Source organism: Arthrobacter sp. 10L430, from assembly GCF_056395245.1.
Genome location: NZ_JBFTJD010000005.1, coordinates 260,499 through 273,732, shown reverse-complemented (window position 1 = coordinate 273,732; position 13,234 = coordinate 260,499). Strand labels below are relative to the sequence as shown.

The window sequence follows — 13,234 nt, the reverse complement described above, 5'->3', positions numbered from 1 at the left end:
CCGGCAGAAGGAGGAACGTGTCGTTCTTTCAGCTTTCGCTGATCGCCACGGTCGCGCTCCTCGGGCCGCTGCTGGCGTTCCCCCGGTCATGGCACCTTCCGGTGGTGCTGGGGCAATTGCTGGCTGGTATAGCCATCGGGCGCACGGGTTTGGGCCTGGTGGATTCCTCGGATCCCACGTTCACCTTTGCCGACGACGTCGGGTTCGCCCTCATCATGTTCGTCGCCGGGACGCATGTCCCCGTGCGGGACCGAGCCATCCGCGCCGCACTGGGTGGTGGCGCCCTGCGTGCCGGCATCGCCGCGGTGCTCGCGGCCGCCGTCGGAACCGTCATTGCCTTTGTCTTTGGCACCGGACATGCTCCCCTTTACATCGTTCTGCTCGCTTCCTCTTCTGCCGCCTTGGTCCTGCCGATCGTCGATTCGCTGCGGCTGACGGGACCAAAGGTCCTGACGACGACGGCGCAGGTGGCGGTAGCGGACATCGCCTGCATCGTGGCGCTTCCGCTTGCTGCCGACCCACCCAATGCGCCGAGGGCAGCGCTCGGGGCAGCCGTCGTCGCGGCGTGCGCTGTGGTTTTGTTCTTTGTGCTTCGCTGGCTGGAGCGCAGCGGCACGCGGGGACGGGTACATGACGTGTCCGAGGACCGGAAGTTCGCCCTGGAACTAAGGATCCAACTTGCCTTGCTCTTCGCGCTCTCCGGGCTTGCCGTCGCGGGCCGCGTGTCCATCATGCTCGCCGGGTTCTCCTTCGGCCTGGTGGTCGCAGCCGTGGGCGAACCCCGGCGACTGGCGCATCAACTCTTCGCCGTCAGCGACGGCTTTCTAGGGCCGGTGTTCTTCGTCTGGCTGGGCGCATCACTCGATCTGCGCACCCTCGCCGGAAGCCCCAGAATGATTCTCCTGGGGATTTGCCTTGGACTGGGAACCCTGCTGGTCCACGGAAGCCTGCGGTTACTCGGCCAGCCCCTGCCGCTCGCAGTGCTTGCAGCATCGCAATTGGGAGTGCCCGTTGCCGCCGCCACTATCGGCTCCCAACTGCATTTGCTGGAACCGGGAGAAGCCGCGGCCATGATCCTCGGAGCCCTCATCAGCATCGCGGCAAGCACCGCCGCGGGCTCACGAGCCGCCGGCACGTTTACACAGCCCGCCCCGGCGCCGGGGGGCAAGCCGTCCGAGGGCGGCCCGACCGTGGCGGAGTAGATCCCCTAAGCTACGGGGTGGCTTCCGCCAGTCTCTCAGTTCCACCGTGCCCGCCATGAAGCCGAACGTCAGAAGTGCTCCACGGAGCTTCCCTGCACTGGTCACCCGTACCTCGTCGCCTTTCGATGTTGCCCTGGCTTACGCAGGGAGCGATTGACGGCTCGGTGATCGAGGACGGCCCTCGAGGCCTCCCCGGTCGTGACAGCTGAGCAGCTCTGGTCCACGTCCGCTTCAGTGTTTAGGAAGGAAACGGTCACGGTCTTGTTTCCACTACACCACGGAGGGTCGTCATTCCCGCTGCATGCTGGAAGGCATTTCGGATGCCTTCGCGGCGAAGGATGAAACGTAATATTGGCTGCCAGTCTTCTGACCCAAAATGTAAGCGACCTTCCGCTCGTGCGATAAGTCGGGTGGGGGAGCGGACCCTTGCTGGCCGCGCTGGCTACCGTGACCGAGCCTGTGGCCTCAGACCAACGGGTTAGTTCCGTGCGCCTAGACCCGATCCGCCTGGTGCGTTCGTCTTTTGGGCAGCATCCCGTGTGTTGGTACGGATTCGGTACAGGCTGGTGGTTGCCGTTATGTAGAGATCCTGGCCGTCCAGGCCGCCGAAGCACAGGTTTGCCGCCCTCTCGGGCAGTGGAAGGGTGGCCAAAAGCTTGGCGGATGGGGAGTAGACCTGTACCGTGGGCCCCGCCGAAGTCCAAATCCTGCCCTGCACATCCACTCGGAGGCCGTCAGCGGGGTGATCGTCGTCGAACCCGATGAAGGTGCCGGCGAGGCTGCAGGTACCGTCAGCTACGTCGTATGCTGCAATCCTCAGTGGCACGCTATGACTTGGACCAGCGGTGTCCGCGACGTACAGCACCGACTCATCGGGCGAAAAGGCGAGACCGTTCGGGTGGACCAGGTCTTTGATCACGTCGGTTAGCGTGTCAGTCGCCGGGTCGTAGCGGAAGACATAGCAGCCGCCGTACTCTTGGTCGCCCTCGTGTCCCTCCACGGTGCCGGACAGGATCCCGTAGGGCGGGTCGGTAAACCAGATCGTCCCGTCTCGGGCGATCACCACGTCGTTGGGCGAGTTCAGTCGTCTGCCCTCGAAGGAATCGACCAGAGTCGTGACAGTCCCGTCACGGTCGCGCTCAACTCGGCGCTGTCCATGGCTGCACTGCACAACGCTTTCGTCAGTATCCAGTGTCCGGCCATTGGTGAACTCGACTCCCGTTGCGTATTCCCGGGTAATCCCCGCCGCGGAGGAGAACTCGAGTATGCGGTCATTCGGTATGTCGCTCCAGCGCACGGCCTGGGACGAGGGCACCCACACCGGGCCCTCGGCCCACGCCGTGCCATTGAAGAGTCGCTCCAGTCGGCCAGTCATCAGTTCCGGACCCATACGATTTCCTCCTTTGATCCGTCTAGTTTCCCCGTTTGTCGTCAGTGATCGAGCCACCGGCACGCGCAAGTGCTGATTTCCCCCGGTGACCTGCTCATTTTGCTTGCCGTAACCCGCGGTCGGTGCCGGTGGGAGTGCGAGATCATCGAGGCAGTCATGACGAACACGCTCATCGGATACGTGAAGGTGTCGACCAAAGGCGACGACAACGGTCGGCTGATCGAGGATCTGCTCTGGTCAGGTGTCCAAATGGATGACATTACAACGTCGGGGCAATCTGCAGAGGAACGGGTGAGCCCGCCCGGTTTTGATCAGGCCTTGAGTTCCCTGCATGCACTTCCGACTGGTAGGAAGCCACAACCGGGCGGGGTGTGGGCCCCCGCCCGGGTCCGGTCAGCGGCCGAGCTGCGGATCGCTTGTGAGCGTTCGGCCGTTCTCAATCCGGCCGGCGAGGAGACGCACGAACGCGGTGTCCGCGGCGGCAGTGACGGTGAGGTCGTACCAACCGCCCTGGGTCGGGATCACGACCGTCTTGCCCTGGCCGGGTTTGAGCGTGAGCGTCTGCGATCCGGTTCCGTATGCGTCGACCAGTGTGAGGGTGGCGGGGGTGGTTCCACCGTTGGTGATCTTCAGCCGCGCGTGGGAGGCGGTCCCGTCGCCGGCGATTGTGACTTGGATGTCGCTGGCCGCCGTGGTTCCTGCCAGGCGGCGGTACCAGCCCGCGGGGCCATGCATTTGCACGTCGTACTTGTCCCCAAGCGGCCATGTCGCGTCCAGTGAGGCGCCCGCCCCGATCGTGTACGAGTAGGGCGCTGCCGGGAGCAGGTTGGAGCGGACCTGTACGTGCGCGCCGAGCGTGCCCTGGTTCGTCCAGGACGCGGCGAGCTTACCGCCGGCGACCGTTGCCCGGACGTCGAGCATGTAGCCGAGCGGGCGGGATGGCCTGGTGCCTTTCTCCTGGGACGGCATGGAGTTCACTGGCGGTGGCGTCGGGACGTAGTCCGGGTGGAGGTTGTGGTCCGTCGGCTTGTACGAAGATGTGTCCGGCAGTGCCGGCGCCGCGCCGCCCCTGGCGGAGAAGTCGAACGCGCTTGTGAGGTCGCCGCAAACCGCACGGCGCCAGGGCGAGATGTTCGGCGACTTCACACCGAACCGAGCCTCAAGAAAGCGCACGATCGAGGTGTGGTCAAAGGTCTCCGAGCACACCCAGCCGCCCGTGCTCCACGGCGAGACGACGATCATCGGCACGCGCACACCGAGGCCGAAGTGTCCCGGGGCGTCAGCGTGGCCCACGGCAGTCCTGCGGCCGTCGTAGTATTCACCGGACGTCGAGACCGTCGAGGCGCCTGGGATTTGCGGCGTGTTGGGGTGCGGCGGAACGATGTGGTCGTAGAAACCGTCGTTCTCGTCGTACATGAACAGCACGGCCGTCTTGCTCCACACGTCCGGGTTGGAGGTGAGGATGTCCAGGATGTTCGCGGTGTACCAGGCGCCGAAGTTCGGTGGCCAGTTCGAGTGCTCCGTGTACGCCTCAGGGCCCGCGATATAGGACACCTGGGGGAGCTTGTCGCCCGCAACGTCCTCGCGGAAGATGCGGAAAAGGTCATCCCGGGCCTTGGCGTTCGTTCCCGTGCGCGCCTTCTCGTACAGCGGGCTTCCGGGCTTCGCGGCCTGGTACTGCTTGAAGTACAGGAGCGAGTTGTCGCCGTAATTGCCGATGTACGCGTCGCTTGTCCAGCCCCAGTAGCCCTTGGCATCGAGGCCTTCGCCGATGTCCTGGTAGACCTTCCAGCTCACACCGGATTTCTCGAGCTCTTCAGGGTAGGTGCTCCAGGAGTATCCGGCCTCGTCGTTCCACAGGTCCGGGCCGTTACCCGTGTAGTCGTTGCCCGTGTAGCCGCTCAACATGTAATAGCGGTTGGGGTCGGTCGGGCCGAGGATCGAGCAGTGGTACTGGTCGCAGATCGTGAACGCGTCCGCCAGGGCGAAGTGGAACGGGAGGTCGTTCCGCTCGTAGTGCGCCATGGTTGCCTCTGACTTTGCCGGCAGCCATTTGTCGTACTTGCCGGCGTTGAAGGCTTCGTGGGTCATTTTCCACGAGTGGTCGAGGTCCTCCATGAACTGCATGCCGAGGTTGGGCGCGGTCGGGTGGTAAGGGAGGACGTCTCTGGTCCCGTTGTTCTGGTAGAACGCGTTCTTGCCGCTGGGCAGGGTGGCGGGGTGTGGGTCTGAGAATCCGCGCACGCCTTTGAGGGTGCCGAAGTAGTGGTCGAACGCGCGGTTCTCCTGCATGAAGACGACCACGTGCTCGATGTCCTTGATGGAGCCCGTGGCCCGGTTGGCGGGAATGCTGGCGGCGCGGGCGATACTCTCGCCGAGCATCTCGGCGATGGCGGTGCTCGCGGCGCCGGCGGCCGTGAGCTGAAGAAAGTGTCGACGGTTGAGGTTGGGCATGAGCTGCTCCTAGTGCTTGCGTCACTGGTGAAAACCCCGAGGAAGTGTTCCGGCGCCAGGTTAAGGTGGGTGGCGGCGACGAACGCTGGGCGAAGTGTAGCTGCGTGGAACGGGGCGTACCGCCCCGGCTGCTCACAGCCTTATGGTTTGGTATTACCAGCGGGTAACCGGAACATGGAGGCAGGGTAAACGTCCGGAACGCCGGAGCACGTCCCGCCAGAACCCTCAAATCCGGGCGGCCATAACACTGCTATCACCGGAAATCCGTTGCCCGCATCGTTCGCCATCCCTCATTCCGACAGGCTTCCCGCTGCGCCGTGCGGCAAGCTGCAGCCCGGCCCGGCCGCACGACCGCGGGGGCAACACTAAGTGAACTTTCCTTTGTTGCCCGCCGTTCACGAATGGTTTACCTGGGCAACTTACTGTCGGCGTGCGAGCGAACCACCAGCGCCGCAATGCCCCTGGTCCACCGGGCGTTCTCTGTCCCTTATCGCGTCGGGACGGGATCCTGCGCGACGGATCCGGTGCCCCCTGCCTAACGGCCGGCAAGCAGAGCCGGCTCCCGATAAGGAACGAGTAGAAGGTCTCATGCCTCATCCAGCAAAGCGGTTCCCCAAGAAGCGAATAGCTCTTGCCACCGGTGCCGCGGCCGTCGCTGCCTGCACCCTGACCAGCGGCCTGCTGGGCCCCGGCGCCAGCCCGGCCTCCGCCAAGGAAGCACACCCGTCCGGCACCGGCACGCCCATCAAGCACGTCGTGGTGATCTTTGGAGAAAACGTCTCCTTCGATCATTACTTCGCCACGTACCCCAAGGCGGCGAACACGGCGGGAGAAGCCCAGCAGGGCACCGCCGCTGCCGCGGCCCGGTTCACTCCGGCGGCCGACACCCCGAAGAACATCGCGACCCTCGCCCATGACGGACTGCTCGCCCCAAACAACCCCAACGCCGTCCAGCCCGCCCGACTCAGCCCGGCCCAGGCCGTCACCTGCGACCAGGACCACACCTACACCGCCGAGCAGAAGGCGTACAACGGCGGCCTGATGGACAAGTTCGTCGAGTTCACCAGCCGCGACGCGTGCGGCGCCAACCAGTACGGCCGTGCCGGCCTCACCATGGACTACTACGACGGCAACACCGTCACCGGGATCTGGAACTACGCCCAGAACTACTCCATGAGCGACAACCACTTCAGCACCGTCTTCGGCCCCTCCACACCCGGCGCGCTGAACCTGGTCTCCGGCCAGACCCACGGCGCCAAGGAGTTCACGGCCGCGGGACAGCTGCTGGCGCCGACGGCCAGTGACAGTGCCGTGCGCGTCCCGGACGCCAACGGCGTGGGCACCGTTATCAACGACCCGGACCCGGTGTATGACGACTGCTCGAACAACAGCCACGCGAAAAGCAGCAACCTCATCGGAATGACCGGCAAGAACATCGGTGACCTGCTCAACGCCAAGGGAGTGAGCTGGGGCTGGTTCCAGGGCGGATTCACGCCCACGACCGCAGCCTCAGGCACGAGCCCGGCATCCTGCGGGGCTACGCATTCGAATGTCGCAGGGGTCTCCAGCACTGACTACAACCCGCACCACCAGCCGTTCCAGTACTACGCCTCCACGGCCAACCCCCACCACCTGGCCCCGGCCAGCGACGCGGAAATCGGCCACAACGGCCAGGCGAACCACCAGTACGACGTGAGCGATTTCGACAAGGTCGTCAACAGCGACAACATGCCCGCAGTGTCCTTCCTCAAGGCGCCGAACTACCAGGACGGCCACGCCTCCTACTCTGATCCGGTTGATGAGCAGAACTTCATCACCAAGCAGCTCAACGCCATCCAGAAGTCGAAGAACTGGGGCAGCACCGCCGTCGTGCTTGCCTACGACGACTCCGACGGCTGGTACGACCACGTCGCGGCCAAGGTGAAGAACTCCTCCAACAGTCCTGACGATGCGGCCTGGTGCCTGAATGCCTATACCAAGGGCGTTCCTATGTCCGGCGGCTACGCCGACCGCTGCGGCCCCGGCCCGCGCCAACCGCTCGTGGTCATCTCCCCGTACGCGAGGAAAAACTTCGTCGACCACACCGAAACCGACCAGGCCTCCATCCTCCGCTTCATCGAGGACAACTGGAGCACGGGTCAGATCGGCGACGCCTCCGCTGATGCGACGGCCGGGTCGATGACCGCCATGTTCAACTTCCACCACCAGCGCAACGACAAGGTGCTGCTGAACGAACAGACCGGCGCAGTCGCCTCCATCACCCGCACGCCAAACCGCAGATAGCAGGCTGTCAACACCCGGTAAGCCAAAGGAGGGGAGCCCAGCGGGCTCCCCTCCTTTGCTGTCTGGTAGGCACGTGCACCAGCCCGACCCCGGAACTGAACTGGAGGAACTCCTGCCGCACATCGAAGCCACCCTGGACTCGCACCCGGATGCACGTCTCGCCACCTCCCTGGACCATCTCGCCCGCACCGACGAGGCCGAACGCCATGGCCTTGCTGCCTCACACCTTGTACCGAGCTGACGGGGACGGGGACCCAATCGGGGCCCCTCGCTCCGGCCGTCGCCCAATGCTTCTGCAAGGTGCCCCTGTCCGGGGTAGCGGCTGGCGAAACCCGCCTGGGGGCGGACACAGGAAAAGCCCCGCGGCCTTGGAGGGAATACGGGGCATTTCCTAGCGTCAGGCCCGCCAAGTCTGTGACTCGGTGGGCCTGGTGTCCAAGGTAAAAGTCCTTCCTGAGAATTGCCTCCGAAACTCCAAGGAATTCACCGCGTCCGTGACGCTACTCGGGCGGTGCCAGGGGTTTTCGTAAAAGGTTTCCGCAGGGTCGCTTCCCGATACTGGCATCCACGCCGGCCATGGACCGGAGTGCATCATCGGCCCGGACTCGGCCCGGTGAAGTCTGGGGCTTCTGAGGGGAGTTTTCCATGAAATCTGAAAGAAACCATCAACGGGTGGCGGCCGGTCTCGCCGCCGGTGCGCTTGCCATCCTGGCGGTGCAGAGCGCAGCAGTGCCGGCTTTGGCCGCCATCAACGCGGTCCCGGTCGCGCCGCATTCCATCCTTGTTTTCCCGGTCCGGGACTTCGTCTCAGCATCCGGGTATGCCAGGACCGATGTGGCCACTGTTCAGGTACTTCGTGGCGGGGCCGTCATCGGTACCGCGTCCAACCTCACCCCGCAGGACGATCCCGGGACGCCGGGCTTTGACGGTCTCGTGGAAGTCAACCACCCCGGTGGAGGTTGCTGGGACGGTGTCACACCGGACATCCGCACCGGGGATGTCGTCCGCGTTCTCACCGCCCCCACCGTCGGGGACGAGACCTTCACCGCGAACGTCACCGTCACCCAGCAGGCCACGAAGACCGGACCCGGCACCGTGGTGATGAAGGGAACGGCTGTCGCCCCCGGCGGCGGACAGATTCCCATAGACCAGCTTGAGGCCCGCATCGTGGCCAAAAACCAGTCCTTCGTCCTCAACGGCAAGCGCACCCTCCGGGCCAGCGCCGCCGCCGGCGACGACGGCGCCCTGGCCTACGACGGCCCGGGCCTGACCACCTGGACGGCCACGTGGACAGGGCTCACAGGCGTCAGCGGATTCGATGGTCTTTCCGATGCGGACAGGGCATCGAACCCCGTCAACTCCGAAAGCCGCGGGATGTGGCTCGGCCGCAACCCCGCCCTCCTGACAGAAAACACGATCTTCGAGTTCGGTCAGATCGGAGGCCCCACCGCCCCCTGCACCGCGCCGCTGGCGAAGGGTCCGTCGATTCCCGACATGACTGCCGCTTCGGACACCGGCAGCTCCGCCGCGGACAACATCACCCGCAACGTCACCCCCACCTTCACCGGCGCTGTGGCACTCCCTGATTCCACGAGCGCCACGCTGTACGTAGACGGGGCGGCCAGCGGCACGGCCGCGGTCGCCGCGAATGGCAGCTTCTCGCTGACCCCGACCACGGCTCTGACCAACGGCCGACACACGATCACGGCCAGCGAAACCACGGCCGGGGGAACCGAAACCATGTCGGCCGGTTCCCTTGCCGTGACGGTCGATACCGTGGCGCCCCTCGTGACGGCGAAGGCCCCGGCAGTTAACTCCATGGCGGTAAGCCAAACGGGCAATGTCACGGCAACCTTCAATGAGCCCATTTCGGGTCTCAGCGCTGCGCGCTTCACGCTGAAGAACGCCGCCGGAGCCGTCGTTGCCGCACCCGTGACCTGGACCGCTGCGACCCGCGTTGCCACCTTGAACCCGACGGCGACCCTCGCCGCGGACAAACGGCACACGGCAAGCCTGACTGCAGGCATCACGGACCTCGCGGGCAACCCGCTGGCCCCGTCCTCCTGGGTCTTCACGACCGGGCCCAGGCCAGTGATGGCCACCAGGACACCAGCGGTCAACGCCACCGGTGTCAGCCGGACCGCCAACGTCACGGTCACCATCAGTGAGGCCGTCACCGGTGTCGCAAACGGAACCTTCGCGCTGAGGAACGCCACCACCGGGGCGCTCGTCAGCTACGCGGTCAGCTACAACGTCTCCACCCGGGTGGCAACACTGAACCCTAACGTGACCCTGGCCGCCAACACGAGATACACGGCATCGATGTCCTCAAGCATCAAGGACGCCGTCGGCAACACGCTCGCCGGAGGCTCCTGGAGCTTCACCACCGGCCGGTAGTGCACCCAGGTAGCAGGACGTCCGCCCGGTACCCCCCCGACAAGGGGTACCGGGCCGACCTCATGGGGCTGCGTGTGGAAACCGAGAAGCCTTTGCAGCTCACTGACAGACCCCGACAGCGGCCCATCGGCCCAAAACGGGGACCGCCGAGGAACAGTCGACGCCGACTCCGCCGGTTAGAACACTTTGTCCGAAGCCTGGATGGCGAGGGCAGGTTCCTACCGCTAACGGGTGCGGGGCCGTCCGGACCAGGACTCCACGGAGGCTACTCGGCACGGTCCCTACGCAAATCTACAAGGACGTCCAGGACCTGGGCCCGATCATCCCGGTCCATCCCACCCGGCTGCGCCTGGACCGCTCCCGGCGGCTGGCTCCCGGCCAGGTCTACGTGACGCGGACCGGCACGCTGTACCACCCGGCCTGGTGTGCGGTCGTCGCCCGCAAATGGGACAACGACCCCGCCGGGCTGATCCTCATCTCCGAAGACACGGTCGGTCGGCGCAAGGAATGCACGGACTGCGAGGAACCGCTCACCGACTGAGCCGCAGCTCTTCCGGCCGCCCTGCCCAACAGATAGTGTTGGCCTATGGAAAAGCAGCGGAAGGCCGTGGAGCAGACCGTCATCCTGAAAGGCGGCGGCCGCGAGACCCCGGTCAAAATGCGGAACGGCGTCATCCTTCTTCCCAAAGGATTCAGCGTGGCACCCAGACGCGCCCCGGCCCGGCACAGGACGCTGAAGGCGGTCACGGTCAACCTGGCAGGTCTGAGGGACGCGCCGGACTACGGTCCGCAGGCCATCACGCAGCGGCTGGTGAACGCGCTCGGCAACAACGCGGTGGCGGCCCTCCTCGGAGTTAATAAGGACAGGCCCGGCCGGTGGGTCTCCGGTCAGGACGCGCCGAACGAAGAGAACCGCGCCCAGCTCGCGGACCTCGATGCCCTCGTGGGCCATCTGCACAGCGCGTTCACCCCGGCCCAGGCCAAGCTCTGGCTGGAAGGCCAGGACGCCCACCTGCGCGCTCGCCCCATCGACGTGTACCGGCTCGAGGGTGCAGCGCCGGTGATCGAGGCGATCCGCGCCTTCGAACAGGGAGCGTTCGCCTAGGTGGAGTTCTGGCGCGTACTCAACTGGCACCCCGATGCTTCCTCCCCATCCGAGAACGGGCACCCGCTCTACATTTGGCCGCGGCAGGGCGCCGGCCGGGTGGACGACCCGGACCACCAATACATGGTGCTCTACGTCGGCGACTCGGCTGAGGGTGCCGTGGCTGAAGCCCTCGGGCGGTACCCCGTTTGGACTTCTGACATCCTGGCCCCGCCACCGGGAACACCTGACGGCACGAGGAAAGTGCTGGTGAAGTACGAGGGAGATCCGTCGATCCTGGATCTGGATGACCCGGAGGTGCTGCAGGACTGGTCCCTGCGGCCCAGCAACGTTGTCCCCCGGGACCGGGCCTCCACCCAGCAGTGGGCGCGGTCCATGTATGAAACCGGCGACTACGCCGGCCTCTCCTGGTGGTCCTTCTACGAGCCCCGCTGGGCAAGCTTCGGTCTGTGGGACGTTACCGGGGTGACGCTGGCCGGCGACCCGGAACCACTGACCATGGCCCATGATGCCGTTCAGGAGGCAGCTGCACTTATCAGGCGAGTCATCAGCTAGGCCGGTCCAAGGAATGCACGACGGTGAGCCACTGAAGCACCGCCAGGCCCGCCGTCTGCGCTTGTTCCTGATGAGGACCAACCGAGGGGACACGTGGAGCAGCTCGCATTGACGGCATCACTCGAGTCCTCCGCGAAGACCGGAAAGTTCTCTTGGTCCCAACACCGACCGGCTCCACGAATGGGTAACCAACTATCTTGAAGACAAGATCCGGGACTGAAATCCCTTTGAGCTGGCTAAAAAGGAACAATATGGCGGGGAACAAAACCCGGAATGAGATCTGGTACTACTCCATCTTTGGCGCGGTAGTCCTGATCGGGACTGTTGCACTCATGCTGTTCGGCAAAAACGCACAGGTGTCAGATGACATCGGGCCCCTGCTTGCCGGATTGGCGGTGAGCATCTACCTGTTCCGCTTCGGCGTACCTTGGGTATGGCTCAACTTCCTGCTCCTTGCATCGTTCCTCGTCGTCGGCCTCCTGCTGGGGCAGCCCGGACTCATGTGGATGGGCGGATACGTTGCCGGGTCGCAATTTGGTGTTGCTTGGCGGCTTTCGGTCGTCCAGCCAAAGGTGCAGTCCGAGTGGACCGTCAACGGTCGGGGCATGGGCACGTTGACCGAGGCGCGTAAGGCAGCCCAGGAAGCGCTGCACTCCCTGGACGGGGACAAGCGTGCGCGAGTCGTCGTTGAGCACGGCTCAGCACGCTTCGAGGTCGCCGGGACCTTGCCATCGAAGCTGGTATGCCACCGGAATCCTGATGCCGACGATGAGAACTCCTGGGCGATCCTGTCCCGGACCGGACATGCCTCAGATGAGTCGGTGGAAGTGCCGATGGGCCGGATGAAGGGTTTCATCCCGTCGCAATTCGTACACGACATTGGACCTGTCGAGGCGGCGCTGGAGGACTTCCTAAAGACTCCGAAGCCTCAGTCGCTGAGGCGGGAGTGGAACACCGACCCGATTGCATTCGACCTGCGCCTTAGCGTCTAGAGCAAGCACCCCGGAATGGAGACAGAGATGACTACCGATGTAAACGCCCTGACGCTCGACATGCTTAAGTTCGCGGGCCTGCTCAGACTCATCAGCCAGCCGCAATTGGCCCAGAATTATGAATCCCTCGCGGTGGAACTTCGATCTGATCGCTCAGATCAGGGCGTGGAAGATGCTCGGGAGTGGGTCCGCACAACACTCAGGGGAGGCAGCGGCGGCCTCGGTGACGTGTACGTGCAGAAGAAGGACGGATCCCTTGATGAGGTACTGGACCAGGAATATCAGGAGCTGCTTCAGAGGCTGACCGATTTTGCCAATGGTGGTGAAGCACCCCTATCGCCCCTGCTCAAGCAAATCGGGAACTCCATGTTCGCCAATGGATACGCGTACTTCCGCCAAGTTGAAGCTCCGGTCCGCAAGGGGCTGCTCGTGCGTGGTCACACCCTGTACGAAGTGATGACAGAACCGGGAGCGACGCGCCGTGTCGGGTGGAAGCAGTTGGGTGAAGCTCTAGGGCATGGACCTCAGTCTTCCCGGAGGGACATGCAGGAATGCCAAGCCGCAGCCCACCGACTCTTCCGGGAGGGCCGGAGCGACGACTGGGTTCACTACTCAAGCGCCCAAGTAGTGCCGGGAGAGTCGCTGCAGGGCCTCACATGACGTCTCGGCTTCAAGGCTCTGTTCGAGGCATCTAGCCCTCACCGCCCCATCACGTCCAGGACGTCGAATATGGTGCGGAGCAGCACCAGGGCCAGGCTGCACGCCGCGATCCACCGGCCGGTGACCTGGACGCGGGTTTCTCGCCTGACGGTGGGGCCGCACCCTGCCGACCGGGTGGGACCCCTGCAGAGCCTTG

11 protein-coding genes are annotated in these 13,234 nt (G+C 64.8%); 9 read left to right on the top strand and 2 right to left on the bottom strand.

The window, feature by feature from the left end; all coding sequences use genetic code 11:
- Positions 1-17 precede the first annotated feature (17 nt).
- Positions 18-1,202 carry a cation:proton antiporter gene (locus AC1DDG_RS07765; protein WP_476875578.1) on the top strand — a complete coding sequence of 395 codons (1,185 nt, stop codon included), beginning with the start codon at positions 18-20 and terminating at the stop codon, positions 1,200-1,202.
- A 478-nt stretch (positions 1,203-1,680) separates the two neighbouring features.
- Here the strand turns inward: AC1DDG_RS07765 and AC1DDG_RS07760 are convergent, their stop codons facing one another.
- Complete coding sequence (locus tag AC1DDG_RS07760; RefSeq protein WP_476875577.1) at positions 1,681-2,592, bottom strand: SMP-30/gluconolactonase/LRE family protein; 912 nt, start codon at positions 2,590-2,592, stop codon at positions 1,681-1,683.
- A 393-nt stretch (positions 2,593-2,985) separates the two neighbouring features.
- Entirely contained in the window at positions 2,986-5,046 is a 2,061-nt protein-coding gene (locus tag AC1DDG_RS07755) for a phosphocholine-specific phospholipase C (protein WP_476875576.1), read from the bottom strand.
- Positions 5,047-5,634: 588 nt separating this feature from the next.
- Here AC1DDG_RS07755 and AC1DDG_RS07750 point away from each other — a divergent pair.
- The 8 genes from AC1DDG_RS07750 to AC1DDG_RS07715 all read left to right on the top strand — a co-directional run bounded on the left by AC1DDG_RS07750 (position 5,635) and on the right by AC1DDG_RS07715 (position 13,038).
- Positions 5,635-7,329, top strand: coding sequence for a phospholipase C (locus AC1DDG_RS07750; protein WP_476875575.1), 1,695 nt, complete (start codon positions 5,635-5,637; stop codon positions 7,327-7,329).
- 73 nt (positions 7,330-7,402) lie between these two features.
- Positions 7,403-7,570 carry a hypothetical protein gene (locus tag AC1DDG_RS07745; RefSeq protein WP_476875574.1) on the top strand — a complete coding sequence of 56 codons (168 nt, stop codon included), beginning with the start codon at positions 7,403-7,405 and terminating at the stop codon, positions 7,568-7,570.
- 404 nt (positions 7,571-7,974) lie between these two features.
- A complete protein-coding gene (locus AC1DDG_RS07740; protein WP_476875573.1) occupies positions 7,975-9,726 on the top strand; it encodes an Ig-like domain-containing protein in 1,752 nt (583 codons plus the stop codon).
- Positions 9,727-10,114: 388 nt separating this feature from the next.
- Entirely contained in the window at positions 10,115-10,267 is a 153-nt protein-coding gene (locus AC1DDG_RS07735) for a hypothetical protein (protein ID WP_476875572.1), read from the top strand.
- 45 nt (positions 10,268-10,312) lie between these two features.
- Positions 10,313-10,831: a hypothetical protein gene (locus AC1DDG_RS07730; protein WP_476875571.1), complete on the top strand. Its 519-nt coding sequence runs from the start codon at positions 10,313-10,315 to the stop codon at positions 10,829-10,831.
- The gene (locus AC1DDG_RS07725) at positions 10,832-11,386 is read left to right on the top strand and encodes an RES family NAD+ phosphorylase (protein WP_476875570.1); all 555 of its coding nucleotides are present in this window, start codon (positions 10,832-10,834) and stop codon (positions 11,384-11,386) included.
- A 251-nt stretch (positions 11,387-11,637) separates the two neighbouring features.
- Positions 11,638-12,378 (top strand): hypothetical protein, encoded by a 741-nt coding sequence (locus AC1DDG_RS07720; protein WP_476875569.1) that lies wholly within the window; start codon positions 11,638-11,640, stop codon positions 12,376-12,378.
- A 27-nt stretch (positions 12,379-12,405) separates the two neighbouring features.
- On the top strand, positions 12,406-13,038 hold the full coding sequence (locus AC1DDG_RS07715; RefSeq protein ID WP_476875568.1) for a hypothetical protein: 633 nt from the start codon (positions 12,406-12,408) through the stop codon (positions 13,036-13,038).
- Positions 13,039-13,234 lie beyond the last annotated feature (196 nt).